This window comes from Propioniciclava soli, assembly GCF_014858005.1.
GTDB lineage: Bacteria > Actinomycetota > Actinomycetes > Propionibacteriales > Propionibacteriaceae > Propioniciclava > Propioniciclava soli.
Genome location: NZ_JACYOT010000020.1, coordinates 57,130 through 71,605, shown reverse-complemented (window position 1 = coordinate 71,605; position 14,476 = coordinate 57,130). Strand labels below are relative to the sequence as shown.

The 14,476-nt window shown below is 72.7% G+C and carries 15 protein-coding genes; 11 read left to right on the top strand and 4 right to left on the bottom strand.

What is annotated here, in order from left to right; genetic code table 11:
• Positions 1-124: 124 nt before the first annotated feature.
• Positions 125-790, bottom strand: coding sequence for a phosphate signaling complex protein PhoU (gene phoU / locus IFY26_RS16180; protein ID WP_232550038.1), 666 nt, complete (start codon positions 788-790; stop codon positions 125-127).
• A 199-nt stretch (positions 791-989) separates the two neighbouring features.
• Here phoU and IFY26_RS16175 point away from each other — a divergent pair, with 199 nt between their 5' ends.
• Positions 990-2,162: a sensor histidine kinase gene (locus IFY26_RS16175; RefSeq protein ID WP_232550033.1), complete on the top strand. Its 1,173-nt coding sequence runs from the start codon at positions 990-992 to the stop codon at positions 2,160-2,162.
• Entirely contained in the window at positions 2,159-2,836 is a 678-nt protein-coding gene (locus tag IFY26_RS16170) for a response regulator transcription factor (RefSeq protein WP_232550032.1), read from the top strand. The genes IFY26_RS16175 and IFY26_RS16170 overlap by 4 nt, the downstream gene beginning before the upstream one ends.
• Before the next feature lie 39 nt (positions 2,837-2,875).
• Here the strand turns inward: IFY26_RS16170 and IFY26_RS16165 are convergent, their stop codons facing one another.
• Complete coding sequence (locus tag IFY26_RS16165; protein WP_232550031.1) at positions 2,876-3,472, bottom strand: hypothetical protein; 597 nt, start codon at positions 3,470-3,472, stop codon at positions 2,876-2,878.
• A 203-nt stretch (positions 3,473-3,675) separates the two neighbouring features.
• Here IFY26_RS16165 and IFY26_RS16160 point away from each other — a divergent pair, with 203 nt between their 5' ends.
• The 4 genes from IFY26_RS16160 to IFY26_RS16145 are packed head-to-tail and all read left to right on the top strand — an operon-like array spanning position 3,676 to position 5,906.
• Complete coding sequence (locus IFY26_RS16160; RefSeq protein ID WP_232550030.1) at positions 3,676-4,161, top strand: CarD family transcriptional regulator; 486 nt, start codon at positions 3,676-3,678, stop codon at positions 4,159-4,161.
• A gap of 2 nt (positions 4,162-4,163) precedes the next feature.
• Positions 4,164-4,883: a 2-C-methyl-D-erythritol 4-phosphate cytidylyltransferase gene (gene ispD / locus IFY26_RS16155; RefSeq protein ID WP_232550029.1), complete on the top strand. Its 720-nt coding sequence runs from the start codon at positions 4,164-4,166 to the stop codon at positions 4,881-4,883.
• A complete protein-coding gene (ispF, locus tag IFY26_RS16150; RefSeq protein WP_232550028.1) occupies positions 4,883-5,356 on the top strand; it encodes a 2-C-methyl-D-erythritol 2,4-cyclodiphosphate synthase in 474 nt (157 codons plus the stop codon). Before ispD ends, ispF begins: the two co-directional genes overlap by 1 nt.
• Before the next feature lie 10 nt (positions 5,357-5,366).
• Positions 5,367-5,906 (top strand): GNAT family N-acetyltransferase, encoded by a 540-nt coding sequence (locus IFY26_RS16145; protein WP_232550027.1) that lies wholly within the window; start codon positions 5,367-5,369, stop codon positions 5,904-5,906.
• 15 nt (positions 5,907-5,921) lie between these two features.
• On the opposite strand, the gene IFY26_RS18300 is transcribed toward IFY26_RS16145, so the two are convergent.
• Positions 5,922-7,109 (bottom strand): neutral zinc metallopeptidase, encoded by a 1,188-nt coding sequence (locus IFY26_RS18300; protein WP_232550026.1) that lies wholly within the window; start codon positions 7,107-7,109, stop codon positions 5,922-5,924.
• Positions 7,110-7,193: 84 nt separating this feature from the next.
• Here IFY26_RS18300 and IFY26_RS16135 point away from each other — a divergent pair, with 84 nt between their 5' ends.
• The 3 genes from IFY26_RS16135 to IFY26_RS16125 all read left to right on the top strand — a co-directional run bounded on the left by IFY26_RS16135 (position 7,194) and on the right by IFY26_RS16125 (position 9,900).
• Entirely contained in the window at positions 7,194-8,906 is a 1,713-nt protein-coding gene (locus tag IFY26_RS16135) for a DUF2207 family protein (RefSeq protein WP_232550025.1), read from the top strand.
• Between the two features lie 66 nt (positions 8,907-8,972).
• Positions 8,973-9,335 (top strand): hypothetical protein, encoded by a 363-nt coding sequence (locus tag IFY26_RS16130; protein WP_232550024.1) that lies wholly within the window; start codon positions 8,973-8,975, stop codon positions 9,333-9,335.
• Complete coding sequence (locus tag IFY26_RS16125; RefSeq protein ID WP_232550023.1) at positions 9,319-9,900, top strand: hypothetical protein; 582 nt, start codon at positions 9,319-9,321, stop codon at positions 9,898-9,900. Before IFY26_RS16130 ends, IFY26_RS16125 begins: the two co-directional genes overlap by 17 nt.
• Positions 9,901-9,940: 40 nt before the next feature.
• Here IFY26_RS16125 and IFY26_RS16120 read toward each other — a convergent pair whose 3' ends face one another.
• The gene (locus tag IFY26_RS16120) at positions 9,941-11,380 is read right to left on the bottom strand and encodes a glycine hydroxymethyltransferase (RefSeq protein ID WP_232550022.1); all 1,440 of its coding nucleotides are present in this window, start codon (positions 11,378-11,380) and stop codon (positions 9,941-9,943) included.
• Between the two features lie 146 nt (positions 11,381-11,526).
• Here IFY26_RS16120 and IFY26_RS16115 point away from each other — a divergent pair, with 146 nt between their 5' ends.
• The gene (locus tag IFY26_RS16115) at positions 11,527-13,026 is read left to right on the top strand and encodes a zinc ribbon domain-containing protein (RefSeq protein WP_232550021.1); all 1,500 of its coding nucleotides are present in this window, start codon (positions 11,527-11,529) and stop codon (positions 13,024-13,026) included.
• Between the two features lie 107 nt (positions 13,027-13,133).
• Positions 13,134-14,459 carry a S49 family peptidase gene (locus tag IFY26_RS16110; protein WP_232550020.1) on the top strand — a complete coding sequence of 442 codons (1,326 nt, stop codon included), beginning with the start codon at positions 13,134-13,136 and terminating at the stop codon, positions 14,457-14,459.
• The last annotated feature ends 17 nt before the right edge of the window (positions 14,460-14,476 follow it).

Sequence of the window (14,476 nt, the reverse complement as noted above, 5' to 3'; positions counted from 1 at the left end):
GGGGCTTCGTCCCCTAGCCCCCTACCGCTGGTGGCGTCGGGGCTGCGCCCTCCCTTGGGGGGCTTCGCCCCACACACACCGCGGCCGCTCCCTGACGGGAGCGGCCGCGGTGTGCGTGCGTGGGTCAGGCGATGGACCAGTTGTCGCCCTCGGGGTGCAGGCCCGTGACGATGTAGATCACCCGGCTGCCCATGATCACCGCGTGATCGGCGATGCGCTCGTAGTAGCGGCCCAGCAGGGCGCAGTCGACGGCCGCCTGGACGCCGTGGGCCCACTCGTCGCCCAACAGCTCGGTGAACTGCATGGTGCGCAGGGTGTCCATCTCCTCGTCGTCGTCGGCCATCTTCTCCGCGTCGAGGATGTTGCGCTCCCGCAGCGTCCGGCCGGCGATCTCGGTCATCTCGGTGGCGAGGACGGCCATGCGCTGGAAGTTCGGCTCGATCGACTCGGGCACGGCGTGCTTGGGGTATCGCATGCGGGCGATCTTCGCGATGTGCGCCGCGAGGTCGCCCATGCGAGCCAGGTCGGCCACCATGCGCAGCGCCGCGACGATCGTGCGGAGCTCGCCGGCCACCGGTGACTGCCGGGCCAGCAGCACGAAGCAACGGTTCTCGACGTCGTCGTGCAGCCGGTCGAGGTCGGCGTCCTCGCTGATCACCTTCTCGGCGGCCGTGAGGTCAGCGTCCAGCAACGCCACGGTGGCGCCGTCCACGGCCGTCTGAACGCGGTTGGTCATGGACACGAGGTCGTCGACGACCTTGCTGAGCGCCTCGTGATAGGTCTCCCGCATGGGACGCGGATCCATCGTTGTCTCCTCCCGGCGGACCGACCACGATCAACGCCGAGCCCAACCCTAGGTTGGCTCGAAAACTCCGGCCCACGCACACATGAACTTATCGTGAACAGCCGGCCGGTTCCCGCCGACCGGCCGTGGCCGGGGGGCGCTTCGCCGCGCGGTCACCCGGGTCGTCGGCCCTATGATCGGCGGCGTGGACCCGCTTCTGACCGCCTTCCTCGGTGCCCTCGTCGGCGCCCTGGGGGGCTGGGTGGCGTCGTGGGTCGTCCGACACCGCGCCGACCCCGAACCCGTTCCCGAGGCTGATCCCGTCGGTGAGCTGCGCGAGGTCGTCGCGGCCCTCGAGTCGGCAGCGGTCGTCGTGGGCAGCGCCGACGACGTCCGCGCCACCAACGAGTCCGCCCTCACCGAAGGGGTGGTGATCGGCGACCGGGTGGGCATCCCCGGCCTGCTCGATCTCGTGCGGCAGGTGCGGCGGACGGGGGAGCCAGCCTCGGTGCACCTCGAGGTCCCCCGTGCGGGACGCCCCCCGCGCCCCCTGGCCGCCCGGGTCCTGCCCCTCGGGGACGGGTTGGTGTTCGCCGTCGTCGACGACCGTGCCCCCGGCCTGCGCGTCGAGGAGGCCGCCCGTGACTTCCTGGCGAACTCGACCCATGAGCTCAAGACGCCGATCGGCGCGGTCATGTTGCTGGCCGAAGCCGTCGAACAGGCCGCGGACGACCCGGTCGCCGTGCGCCGCTTCTCGTCACGCATCCAGGCGGAGGCCTCCCGGCTCGGTCAGCTCGTCGCCCAGATCATCCAGCTCTCGCGTCTGCGAGGGGAACTGCCGAGACGCCCCGATGTCGTCGACGTGGACGGTCTCGTCCGCCAGGCCCTCGACCGGAGCCGCTCGTTCGCCGAGCAGCGGTCCATCACCCTCACGACCGGCGGCACGTCCGGCCTGCACGTCCTGGGCGACGCCGCCCAGCTCGTCACGGCGCTCACCAACCTGGTGCAGAACGGGGTGGCGTACTCCGACCAGCGCGGTCGGGTCGTGGTCACCACCCGTCAGGCGGACGCCGGAGCCGTCGCGATCGCCGTCACCGACAACGGCATCGGCATCGCCCCGGACGACCTCGAACGCGTCTTCGAGCGGTTCTTTCGCGTGGACTACGCCCGCAGCCGCGAAACCGGCGGCACCGGTTTGGGCCTGTCGATCGTCGCCGAGATCGCCGAGGGCCACCACGGCACGATCGACGTCTGGAGCAAGCCGGGCAGCGGGTCGACGTTCACGCTCACGCTGCCCGCAGCGCCCTCACCTGCCCCCACGCCCCCACCCGCTGCGGCGTCCGCCGCCGGAACGCCCAACCAGGAGGAACACCCATGACCGTCGTCCTGATCGTCGAGGACGAGGAGAGCTACCGCGAGGCCCTGGACTTCATGCTCACCCGCGAGGGGTTCGACGTGGTGACCGCGGCGGACGGCGCGGAGGGGCTCGCCCAGTTCGACCGCCACGGTGCCGACATCGTGCTGCTCGATCTCATGATGCCGGGTCTGTCGGGCACCGAGGTGTGCCGCAGGCTCCGGCAGAAGAGCTCGGTGCCGATCATCATGGTGACGGCGCGGGACGCCGAGATCGACAAGGTCGTCGGGCTCGAGCTGGGGGCCGATGACTATGTCACCAAGCCGTTCAGCCACCGCGAACTGCTCGCCCGCGTGCGGGCCGTCCTGCGGCGGGGCCAGGAGGGCGAGCTGCTGCCCGACGTGATCGAGGCGTCCGGCGTCCGGATGGACGTCGAACGACACGAGGTCTTCGTGGACGGCGAACCCGTGCGGCTCGCGCTGAAGGAGTTCGAGCTGTTGGAGATGCTGTTGCGCAACAGTGGCCGGGTCATGACGCGAGGCCAACTGATCGACCGCATCTGGGGTGCCGACTACGTTGGCGACACCAAGACCCTTGACGTCCACGTCAAACGACTGCGCGGCAAGATCGAGGCGGACCCGGGGCGTCCCGAGATCCTGCTCACCGTGCGCGGGTTGGGCTACAAGTTCAACGGCTGAGCCGCGCGCCGGCCCGGCCGTCGCCCCTGACCGCGACGGTCAGGGGGTGGTGGTGGGCGTGATCGCCGGCACGGCAGCCGTGGTCGGCGCGGCAGGGCTGGCGATGGGCGTCTGCGTCGCGGTGGTCGGCGGCGCGGTGGGGGAGAGCGGGGCATACATCGCCTGGTCGAACGCCATGACCGGGGCGGTGACGGCGGCCTCCGCGCCGGACTCGAAGGTCAGCACGAACCGCGCCGTCAGCCCGGGGCTCAGATCCTCACCGCTCACCTGCACCTGCTCGCCCTCGGTCGACAACGCCACGAGGCGGTTCGCGGGCAGTTCCACGTCGTCGGCGCCGTACACCTCGAGCGGCGTGCCATCGGTGTCGTCCATGAGCACGGGGGTCACGTTGATGTCGGTCACGCGGTTGTCCACCGAGCTGAGCAGGCTGCCCGAGATGATGCCGCCGCCCTCGCCGTCGGCGACGATGAGGAGGTTGCGCACCAGGACGTCGCCGGCATCGACGTTCACCCCCTGGGCGGGGGTGTAGGGCTGGAGGGTCTGGACCGCGAAACCACATCCGCTGAGCAGCAGAGCGGCGCCGATGCCGGCGAGTGCGACGCGACAGGAACGGCGGGCGGTGGTGCTGCGGGGCATCGTGGCTCCTCGGGACAGGTTCAGACGTCGGCCACAGGATAACCAATCCAGCCCCCCACGTCGCCCCCCGCCACACATGTCGCGCGCCCGGGCATACGCCACGGTGATTTGTCAACCCTCCCAAGTGCCTCTGGCTAGTGTCTTTGATCGGGCTGCGGTCAGATCACCGTGCTACAATCGATCACGGGAAGGGGTCAGCGAATATGACTTTTACTGTCGGCGAAACGGTTGTGTACCCCAATCACGGTGCGGCCGTCATCGAAGACATCGAGACGCGGACGATCAAGGGTGAGGAACGCCTCTACCTCGTTCTGCGCATCGTGGGCCAGAACGACCTCGTCGTCCGGGTGCCAGCGTGCAATCTCGATCTGGTGGGGGTGCGGGACGTCGTGGACGCCGACGGCCTCGAGCGGGTGTTCGGCGTGTTGCGCGCGGCACACGCCGAGGAGCCGACCAACTGGTCGCGGCGCTACAAGGCCAACCTCGAGAAGCTGCACTCCGGCAACGTGATTAAGGTGGCCGAGGTCGTCCGTGACCTGTGGCGCCGCGAGCGGGAGCGTGGCCTCTCCGCCGGAGAGAAGCGCATGCTGGCGAAGGCCCGCCAGATCCTCGTGTCCGAACTCGCGCTGGCCGAGAAGGTCGCCGAGGAACGCGCCGAGGTGCTCCTCGACGAGGTGCTCGCCTCCTGACCATGGGTGAATCGCCGCACACCGCTGCACCGGTCGTCGCCATCGTGGTGGCGGCCGGTTCCGGTTCCCGCCTCGGCGGAGAGCACCCCAAGGCGCTGCGCGAGGTGGCCGGCGTCCCGCTGGTCGCGCGGTCGGTGCACCAGCTCGCCGCCGGCGGCGTGGGCGTGTGCATCGTGGTCGTCGCCGCCGGCACCGAGGACGCCTTCGAGGCCGCCCTCGGGGACGCCCCCGTGCCCTGTGCCATCGTGGCCGGGGGAGCGGAGCGGCAGCACTCGGTCGCCAACGGCCTCGCCCTGCTCGACCTGCACGGGGGGCTGGCCGGCGCCGAGGTCGTGCTCGTGCACGATGCGGCCCGCGCCTTCGTGCCACCCGACGTCGTCGTACGCGTGATCGCCGCGGTGCGCGCGGGGGCGGACGCCGTGGTGCCCGCCCTGCCGGTGGCGGACACGATCCGGGAGGTGACCGACGACGGCCCGTCGGCCCTGGTCGACCGGTCGTCCCTGCGGGCCGTCCAGACGCCGCAGGGGTTTGCGCGGGCCGTGCTGCTGGACGCCCATGAAGCGCTCGAGGAGTCGGGGACCCTGGTCACCGACGACGCCGCGGCCGCGGAGTACCTCGGCCACGAGGTGACCCTCGTGGCCGGGGCGCGGGAGGCGTTCAAGGTCACCGATCCGTTCGACCTCGTGATCGCCGAGGCGCTCGTCGCCCGGGGCCAGCTCTGATGCGGGTCGGCCTCGGCACCGACGTGCACACCCTGAGCGCGGGCGTCCCGATGTGGTGCGCCGGGCTCCACTTCCCGGACGAACCGGCCGGGCTCGCCGGCCACTCCGACGGCGACGTCGCGGCCCACGCCGCCTGCGACGCGCTGCTCTCGGCCGCCGGGCTCGGTGACCTCGGGGCCCAGTACGGCACGGCCGACCCGGCGTGGGCCGGGGCGTCCGGCGTCAGCTTTCTCGCCGAGACCGCCCGCCGGGTGCGGGCGGCGGGGTTCGAGATCGGCAACGTGGCCGTCCAGGTCATCGGCAACCGGCCACGGATGGCCGCGCGTCGGGCCGAGGCCGAGCGGGTGATGACGGACGCGCTGGGCGCCCCGGTCAGCGTGTCGGCCACCACCACCGACGGCCTCGGCCTCACCGGCCGGGGGGAGGGCGTCGCCGCGATCGCGACCGCCCTGGTGCGGGACGCCACCGACTGAGTGGGGGGACATGGCGATCGAGTTGCCCCTGGTCACGCAGCGGCTGACGCTGCGCGCGTTCCGGCCCGACGACGCCGGCCCGCTGCTGGCCGTCTACGACGACCCGGATCTTGCCCGCTACCTGCTCGACGAACCGTGGACGCCCGATGTCGCCCGTGAGCGGGTCGACCAGCGCCTGGGCCAGACGGGGCTGGACACCGAGTCCCGCACGCTCTGCGTCGCCGTGGAACACGGCCCCACCCTGATCGGTGACGTGACCTGCTGGCTCAACGACGCGACGGGCCGCCGCGCCGAGATCAGCTGGGTGCTGGCCACCGCATCGTCCGGCCACGGCTACGCGGCCGAGGCCACCACGGCGGTGCTGGACGCCGTGTTCGCGGCGGGGATCCACCGGGTGGAGGCCCAGATGGACGCCCGGAACGAGGCGTCCGCCGCGCTGGCCGAGCGGCTCGGCATGACCCGCGAGGCGCACCTGCGCCAGAACTGGTGGATCAAGGGCGAGTGGACCGACACCCTCGTCTACGGGCTGCTCGCCGACGATCGCGCCTGAGGCGTCCCGCCCGGCTCAGCGCACCTCGGTGGCGTCGGCGACGAAGCTGTTGCAGACCGCGAGGTCGGCGCTGCCGAGCCCACGGTTGAACCAGTCCTGCCGGGCAGCTCCGGTGCCGTGCCCGCCGTCGATGTTCGGCTGGCCGCTCAGCACGTCGTCGCCCAGGTTGTGGGCAAGCGCGCCGAGCCCGGCCAGCTCGGCCGAGCCCATCTGTTGGCTCTGCGCGACCGACGAGACGTACAGCCCGGCCAGGCAGTCGGCCTGCACCTCGGTGCGGCGGGAGAGTTCGAGCGCCGCCGACTCCGAGCGGGCCTGCTGCTCGAGCATCTTCTCCGAGACGAGCACGGCCGTCCGTGCCTGCACGGCGTGGCCGAACTCGTGCGCGATGATCATCTCCGCGGCGTACGGCGTGCCGGACACCTCGGCCGGGAAGGACTGCAGCAGGGGTTGGGCGTAGTAGATGCGCTGGTCACCGGTGCAGTAAGCGGCGTTGACCTCCCCGAAGTCGCCGCAGGCGGTGCGGATCGGGCGGTCGTAGACGGTCACCGGCGGGCGGGGCATGGTGAAGTCCGCGGCCTCCACCGGGGCGGCGAACACCCGCATCAGGCAGCCCATCTGGTCGTTCAGGTGGTCCTCCATGGTCGCGCGCCCGGCCGTCCGCATGTCTAGGTCGGTCATCGGACAGTTGGTGGGTGTGGGCACGCTCTGGTCGTAGACCGGGTTGGCCGTCACGAGCGACTCGGCGGCGTTCAAATTGCGCGGGCCCGGCACCGGCGGGGGGTTGAGGTCGGCCGCCGGCGGGCTGTAGCTCTCGTTCTCATAGCCCCCCACACCGCCGCTCGGGGTGGACGCGGAGCCCGAGCTGCCCGGCGAGGAGGGCTGTGCCGGCTGGACGAAGTCACGCAGCCCGGAGGACACGGTGGTGAACCCCCAGAACAGCAACACCAGCGTCAGCAGCGAACCCAGGCCGCCTCGGCGCCGGCGACGTGGGGGACGCCGCGGGGGCGCGGGCCAGCCGGGGGGCGCGCCGAACGGCACCCGCTGCACCTGCCGCGGCACCGGGCGCTGGCTCGGCCACGGCGCCTGGGCGGGCCAGGCCGCCTGCGGCCACGGCGCCGCCGGGCGGCCGGAGCCGCTGGGCGCGTACTGGGGCGTCTGCCAGCTCGGCTGTCGGCCCGACGGCCCGGATGGGTACTGACTCACGGCCCCAGCCTAACCAACGCGCCGAGGCGCCGGGCCGCGGCCCCGGCCGCAGAAATGTCGGGGTGGTGCTGTAGTTTCTCTGACGTGAGAAGCCTGCGTCCCCGCCGCCTCGTCGCGTCGCTGCCCCGCGTGACCGCGCGGCTGGCGGCCACGGTGCTCGCCGCCACGGTGCTCAGCGTGCTGGCCGTCGCGCCGCCCGCGCAGGCGGCGACGGTGGTGGAGTCCTACGAGGTCGCCGCCACGGTCGAGCCCGACGGCGCGCTGCGCGTCGAGGCGACGATCACCCCGGACGCCGCCCCGGGCGACCTGGTGCAGCGCTTCGCGACCACCCTGGCCGTTCCGGATCGCCGGGCCTACCACTTCACGGTGACCGACATCGCGGTGACGACGGCCGACGGTGCCGACGCCGGCGCCACGGTCACGCAGGAGGCGGGAGCGACGGTGGTGACGATCCCCAACCCCACCGCGCCGATCCGCCTCGGCTACACCGTGCGCGGGGCCGCCTTCGCCACGCAGGACACGACGACGGTGTCCTGGCGGCTCCTCCAGGGCCTGAACGTCGGCGTGACCTCCTTCGACGCGACCGTGGCCGCCCCGGGCCCGTTCGTGATGGTCGACTGCGCGGCCGGGCCGCCCGCCAACCCCGGGGCGTGTGGCTGGTACAGCGGCGGCACCCACGACCAGCAGGTGCCGGCCTTCCACGACGGTCCGCGCGGCCCGGGTGAGGTCGTGCAGACGGTCGTCCGGTACCCCGCCGCGGTCGTCGCCCCGAACGAGGATCTCGAGACGCTGTGGTCGCTCGACCGGGCCTTCTCGACGCGCCCCCTGCCGCTCGCGCTGGCCATCGGCCTGGGGCTGCTGGGGTTCGCCGCACTGTGGCTCGTGCACCGTCATCTGGGGCAGGACGCGGGTGGTGCGGACGCCGCCCCCCGCCCCGTCGCGACCTTCCGGCCCGTGGGGGAGGGGCAGAGCGCCTTCACGGTCGAGGAGCAGATTCGGCCCGGCCACGTCGGCACGGTGGTGGACGAGCGCGTCGACCCGGTGGACGTGGCGGCCACGGTGGTCGACCTCGCGGTGCGCGGTGCCCTGCTCATCCGCGAGCTGCCGCGGCCCACGCCGTTCGCCCGGACGGACTGGGAGTTCGTGCCGCGGGGCGGTGTGGCCGAGCTGCGGCCGTTCGAGCAGCGGATCCTGGCGGCCGTGACGCCGGGTGGACGGGTGGGACTGCTCTCCGAGGTGGGGCACGAGGTGGCCGGAGCCCTGGGCGACGTCCAGTCCGCCCTGTACGACGACGTCGTCGAGCGTGGCTGGTTCGTCCAGCGCCCGGACGAGACCCGGACCCTCTGGACGACGGGCAGCCGCATCGCCCTCGTCGTCGCCGTGCTCCTGACGGTCGTGCTCGTCGCCTTCACGTCGTTCGGCCTGCTGGGTCTGGTGCTCATCGCGCTCAGCCTGGGTGCGGGCATCCTCGGTCAGGAGATGCCGGCCCGCACCGCGGAGGGCTCCTCGGTGCTGGCGGGGCTGGGGGTGCTCCGCGGGCAGCTGCTGACCCAGCCCACCCACGAGATGCCCCACGGCCACGAGGTCGATGAGCTGAGCGAGGTGCTGCCGTTCGCCATGGTGCTGGGCGGCACCGAGCGCTGGCTCGACGGTCTGGTGGCCACCGACATCGACGACGCCACCGACGAGGTCGACCTCGCCTGGTACCACGGCCCGCAGGGGTGGCAGCTCGCCGACCTGCCGGATTCCCTGCGCAACTTCGTCACGACCCTCGAGGGCACGCTCGTCGAACGCTGAGTCCACCAGCCTGGGCAATGTCAACCAAAAGTTGACATGAATGGGGGCGTGGCCGAGGGTGGAGCCATGAACAAGCGCTTGTGGTCCCTGTTCGCCGGCATCTCCTTTCTCACCGCCGCCGTGTTCCTCGCATCGCTGGAACAGGGCCTGGGATGGTCCCCGATCCTGGTCGCCGCCCTCTCCGCCCTGGCCCTCTTGGTGGGTGCGCTGATCGCACCGACGCGCTGGCGGACGTCCGAGGAGGACAAGCTGCCCCAGCAGGAGTGGGAGCTCCGCAAGCTCACCCAGGTCGTGGTCGCCGCGCTGGTCGCCGTGGTTGCGGCGTTCTTCTTCCCCGTGAGCCCGGGGCTGGCAGGGATGATGGGCATCGTCGCCGCGATCATGGTCGGAGCCCTACCAAGGCAACGGGTCCGTGGGACAGACTCCTGATCCGTTGGCCGCGGTGGTCTCGGCCCGGGACGCCGCCCTGGCGGCCGACCGTGCCCTGGCCGCCGCCGTGCTGGACGCCCGCGGGGCGGGCTGCTCATGGGCCGAGCTGGGGGACGTCCTGGGCGTGAGCCGCCAGGCCGCGTTCAAGCGGTTCGGCCGCCCGGTGGATCCCGACTCGGGGCGGACGTTGGGCACGGGCCCGCACGTCGACCCCGCGGCCCTCGCCGAGGCGGTCTTCCGAAGCATCGCGGCCGCCGACTACACGGCCCTGCACGCGGCCATGACCAGCCACTGCGCCCGCGAGCTGAGCCGCGGCCGGGTGGCTGGCGTGTGGCGTGAGGTGTTGGCAGCGGTGGGCGAGGTGGAGTCCTACTCGGGCCACGGCGTCCGCACTCTCGCCGGGGAGCTCCTTCCGCTGGAACCCCAGCCGGGCCCCCTCGTGGCCCGCTTGGTGCTGGAGCACGAGGCCGGCCGGATGGTCGGGCACGTGGCCGTCAATCACGCCGGCAAGGTCACCGGCGTTCTCGTCGCACCCCTGGAGCACGAGGACGCGATGGCCTTCTGAGGGAGGGCCAACGTCGTGTACTCCGCGAACCGGCCGAAGCTCAGAGGGTGAGGCCCGGGTAGAGCGGGAACCGGTCGAGGAGTTCCTCGGCCCGCGCCCTCGTCCGATCGGCCAGGCCGTCGGGGAGCGTGTACTTCGCCTTGCCGGGCTTGCCGGTGGACGCCGTCACCGGCTCGGCCCCCGTCAGGACGCCCACGATCATGTCGGCGACCTCGTCGAAGTCGTCGGCGCCGAGGCCGCGGGAGGTGAGCGCCGGCGTCCCGATGCGGACGCCCGAGGTGTACCAGGCGCCGTTGGGGTCGGCGGGGATCGAGTTGCGGTTGGTGACCACGCCCGATTCGAGCAGCGCCGACTCGGCCTGGCGCCCGGTGAGGCCGAACGTGGTGGTGTCGATGAGCACGAGGTGGTTGTCGGTGCCGCCCGTCACCAAGCGTGCGCCGCGGCGCAGCAGCCCGTCGGCGAGCGCCTGGGCGTTGTCGGCGACGGCCTGGGCGTAGCTTTGGAACGCCGTGGTGCGTGCCTCGGCGAGCGCGACGGCCTTGGCGGCCATCATGTTCGACAGGGGGCCGCCCAGCACCATGGGGCAGCCCTTGTCGACGGCGTCGCTGAACTCCTTCGTGGCGAGCACGAGCCCGCCGCGGGGGCCGCGCAGCGACTTGTGCGTCGTGGTCGCGACGACGTCGGCGTAGGGGATCGGGTTCTCCTCGCCGGTGAACACCTTGCCGGCGACCAGACCGGCGAAGTGCGCCATGTCGACGAACAGCACCGCGCCGACGGCGTCCGCGATCTCGCGCATCCTCGCGAAGTTGACCCGGCGCGGGTACGCGGAGTAGCCCGCCACGAGGATCAGCGGCTTGAACTCCCGGGCGTCGGCCAGCAGCTTGTCGTAGTCGATGAGACCGGACTCGGGGTCGGTGCCGTAGGAGTGCTGGGCGAACATCTTGCCCGAGATGTTGTGGCGGAAGCCGTGGGTGAGGTGGCCGCCGGCGTCCAGGCTCATGCCCATCACGCGCTGGCGGTTGAACTCGGCCCTGAGGTCCTCCCAGTCGCTCTCGGCGAGGTCGTTGACCGTCTTGGCGCCGAGCCGCTGCAGGGTCGGGGATTCCACCTTCGCGTTGAGGATGGCCCAGTAGGCCACGAGGTTCGCGTCGATGCCGGAGTGCGGCTGCACGTAGGCGTACTCGGCGCCGAACAGCTCCCGGGCGTGCTCGGCGGCCACGGACTCGACGGTGTCGACGTTCTGGCAGCCGGCGTAGAAGCGGTGGCCGATCGTGCCCTCGGCGTACTTGTCGGAGAGCCAGTTGCCCATGGTGAGCAGCGTCGCGAGCGAGGCGTAGTTTTCCGAGGCGATGAGTTTCAGCGAGCCGCGCTGGTCGGCCAGCTCGGCGCGGATGGCGTCGCTGATCCGGGGCTCCACGGAGGCGATGACGGTGAGGGCGTCGCTGAAGGCGCGGGACGCGGTGGCAGTGAGATCGGGCACGGAACGGACTCCTTCACGAGGGCGCGAGGCCTCCAATCTATTGCACACCCGCCGGGGGCGTGCCCGGCGACCACCCCGGCGGTGGGTGCGCGTGCTGGCGGTGGTCGGCCCTAGGCTGGGGGCCGACGGTGGCCCCGAGGAGTTCCATGTTCTGTTCGCACTGCGGTTCGCGCCTGTTGGAGGGCTCGAACCAGTGTCTGCACTGCGGCCGCATCGAGCCGTCGGTGCGGGTGGCGGAGCCCGCGCGTCCCGAGCTCGGCGAGGAGCGTCGGCGACGCCGGGCCCCGTGGGTGGTCGGCGCGCTCCTCGTGGTGGTGAATCTCGCCCTGGCGCTCGGGGTCGCCAGCCAGGCCTTCGTGGTGCCGGACGCCGCCCCCACCCCTGCCGGTCCGCAGCGCCCCGCCGAGCCGCCGACCGAGAAGATCCTCCCCGCCGCGGAGCGGCCGCTGGCCGAGGGCTGGGCCCTGTCCGTGGCCGAGTTGCAGCCGGAGGGGTTCGCGGCCCCGGTGTTCGTGTTCCCCGGCGAGCTCAACCCGGAGCGGGCCGATCTCGCCGTGGTCGTGTCGGCGTCGGACGAGGCGTCCTACGTGCGCGGGCTCAGCCTGACGCAGGGATCGGTGCTGTGGGTGGCCCGGCTGACCGGCCGCCTGGTCTGCAACCACGACCGGCTGGACGCCGTGGTCTGCGTGTCGTCGGATCGCAGCATCAACACCGTCCGGCTCGTCGACGGCACCGTCCTCACCACCCACACCGGCAGCGTCGAGGCGCCGCAGCAGGTGTGGGTCTCACCCACCGGCGGGCTGTTCGTGTTGTCGTACGTCGATCCCGGTGGCGAGGGCGTCCGCGAGCTGGGCGTCACGCTCACGCGGGTGGGGGACGACGGCGTCACGCTCGCGACGACGACCGGCACGCTGCCGTCGCGCGCGGGGGCCCCGGTGAGCCTGCACGGCGCCGGGCCGCTGGTCGCGGTGACGACGCAGGCGGACGCCCCGTACGGGCCGACCACCCCAACGCTGCTCCGCACCCAGTCCGACCTCGGGCGGGTGGGCGCGCTGGTGGACGGCCTCGACGTCACCGTGCTGCCCGACGGCCGCCTCGGCGTCCGGACGGACCTGAACAGCGCCACCCTCTACGACGCCAGCGGCAAGGAGCTGTTCCCCGTCGCGGCGCGCCTGGTGACGCTGCCGGGGCGCGACGTCCCCTCGGCCGAGACGCCCACCCTCGGCCTCGTCGCCTCCACCGACGAGACGGCGCCGCAGCCGCCGACGCTGCTCGGCGTCCAGCCCAACGGGGCGACCGCAGCGCTGGGCCAGGGCACCCCCCAGCTGGTCTGCGGTGGGCTGCTCGTGACGCACGACGCCGTCAGCCCGCAGCGCACCTTTCACGCCCAGGAGCGGGAGGGCGGGTCCGAGGTGTGGCAGGCGCCCCAGCATGGCGAGCTGGTCGACACGGCCTGCGACGGACGCCGCCTGCTGGCGCTGACGTGGGAGAACGAGATGCCGGTGCTGCGCGGATACGCCCTCACCACCGGCGACACGCTGTGGCAGGTGCCGTTCGAGCGGCGCAGCGTCGTCGCCGAGGTGCCGGGCCGGGGATGGCTGCTGCACGACCCGCAGGAGAACCGGATCGTCATCGTCCGCCCCTGAGATCGACCTTCGGCTGCCCCGGGCCGCGGGCGGGTCGACCTTGGCAGGACGCGGACCCCGGGGGCCGCCCGCTAGCCTCGAGGACACCACCTCGAGAAAGGTTGTCCATGTCGGACCAGACTCCTTCCCAGCCCACCTCGCCGAGAACACCCGCGCCGGAGCAGGCCGTTCCGGGGGGTTCCACGCAGGCCCCGGGCGTTCCCGGCGCCGGTGATCCGCGCGCGGGCGCCCCGTTCCCGCCCGGTGGTGCCGCGCCCGCCGTCGCGGGCGGGCGGCCTCCCGTCCCGCCGCCGTACGCCGCCGCGCCGCCGGCCCCACGCCGCGAGGGCGGGTTCAAGCGCGGCTTCGGCATCGGTTCGGGCGTCGGCCTCGGCCTGGGGGCGGCCGCCGTGGCGCTGAGCCTCGTCGGCGGCGTCGTCAGCGTCGCCAGCATGGCGGCGTTCGCCGGCATGGCGTCCTCGATGGCGGGCGTTGGCCAGACGCAGCTCGAGACCATGAACACCGTGTGGGGCCCGGAGACGGCGACGAACACGCTGCGGGCGATCCCCATTGAGGGCACGATCATGGCGCACGGGTCCGACGGGCTCGGGCTGACCGGCGGCACGTACGGCTACGAGGTGGCCGACCTGCTCGACGACCTGACCGCCGAGGACGCGGGGGGCGTGGTGCTGCTGATGAACACCCCCGGCGGGTCGATCAGCGGTTCCGCGGCGATGTCGTCCGCCATGGAGCGCTACAAGGAGCGCACCGGCAAGCCGGTGTACGCCTACGTGCAGGACATGTCCGCCTCGGGCGGCATGTGGACGATGGCGGGGGCCGACGAGATTCTCGCCGACCATGGCTCGCTGGTCGGCAGCGTCGGCGTCATCATGGGCCCGATCGCCCAGTACACCGATGTGGTGGCCGTCGACGGCGGCATCTTGGGCGGTGGGGTCACCACCACCGGGGGCGTCACGCAGGAGTACATCACCGCCGGCCGCGGCAAGGACGTGGGCAACCCCTACCGCCCGCTGACCGACGAGGAGCGAGCCGACCTGCAGTCGTTCATCGACCAGGAGTACGCCGCGTTCGTCGACCACGTCGCCACCGCGCGCGACATCGCGCCGAGCGTCATCGTGGACGACCTGGGCGCGGCGATGCTCGGCACCGAGCGTGCCCAGGAGGTCGGCTACATCGACGGCGTGATGGGTCGCCCGGAGGCGTTCCGGCACTTCGCCGAGGCGGCGGGGCTGGATCCGGACGACACGAAGGTCGAGCAGTCGGCCGGGCCGGACATGTGGGGGTCGCTGTTCGGCATCGAGCGGGCCTTCGGCACCGCCCCGGCGGCCCAGCCGGTGGACGGCCAGCCCGCGCGGGTCACCTCGACGCTGTGCACGAGCTCGCGGACCCCGCTGGCCTGGGATCCCCAGGCGGCGGCGTCCTTCTGCGGCTGAGGCACAGAGCCGGCCCC

Excerpts from the sequence above, each read along its gene's own strand:
- IFY26_RS16130 (WP_232550024.1), top strand. The coding sequence starts at position 8,973 with ATGAACAAGCGCTTGTGGTCCCTGTTCGCCGGCATCTCCTTTCTCACC.
- IFY26_RS16165 (WP_232550031.1), bottom strand. The coding sequence starts at position 3,472 with ATGCCCCGCAGCACCACCGCCCGCCGTTCCTGTCGCGTCGCACTCGCC.
- IFY26_RS16115 (WP_232550021.1), top strand. The coding sequence starts at position 11,527 with ATGTTCTGTTCGCACTGCGGTTCGCGCCTGTTGGAGGGCTCGAACCAG.
- ispD (WP_232550029.1), top strand. The coding sequence starts at position 4,164 with ATGGGTGAATCGCCGCACACCGCTGCACCGGTCGTCGCCATCGTGGTG.
- IFY26_RS16170 (WP_232550032.1), top strand. The coding sequence starts at position 2,159 with ATGACCGTCGTCCTGATCGTCGAGGACGAGGAGAGCTACCGCGAGGCC.
- IFY26_RS16145 (WP_232550027.1), top strand. The coding sequence starts at position 5,367 with ATGGCGATCGAGTTGCCCCTGGTCACGCAGCGGCTGACGCTGCGCGCG.
- ispF (WP_232550028.1), top strand. The coding sequence starts at position 4,883 with ATGCGGGTCGGCCTCGGCACCGACGTGCACACCCTGAGCGCGGGCGTC.
- IFY26_RS16160 (WP_232550030.1), top strand. The coding sequence starts at position 3,676 with ATGACTTTTACTGTCGGCGAAACGGTTGTGTACCCCAATCACGGTGCG.
- phoU (WP_232550038.1), bottom strand. The coding sequence starts at position 790 with ATGCGGGAGACCTATCACGAGGCGCTCAGCAAGGTCGTCGACGACCTC.
- IFY26_RS16110 (WP_232550020.1), top strand. The coding sequence starts at position 13,134 with ATGTCGGACCAGACTCCTTCCCAGCCCACCTCGCCGAGAACACCCGCG.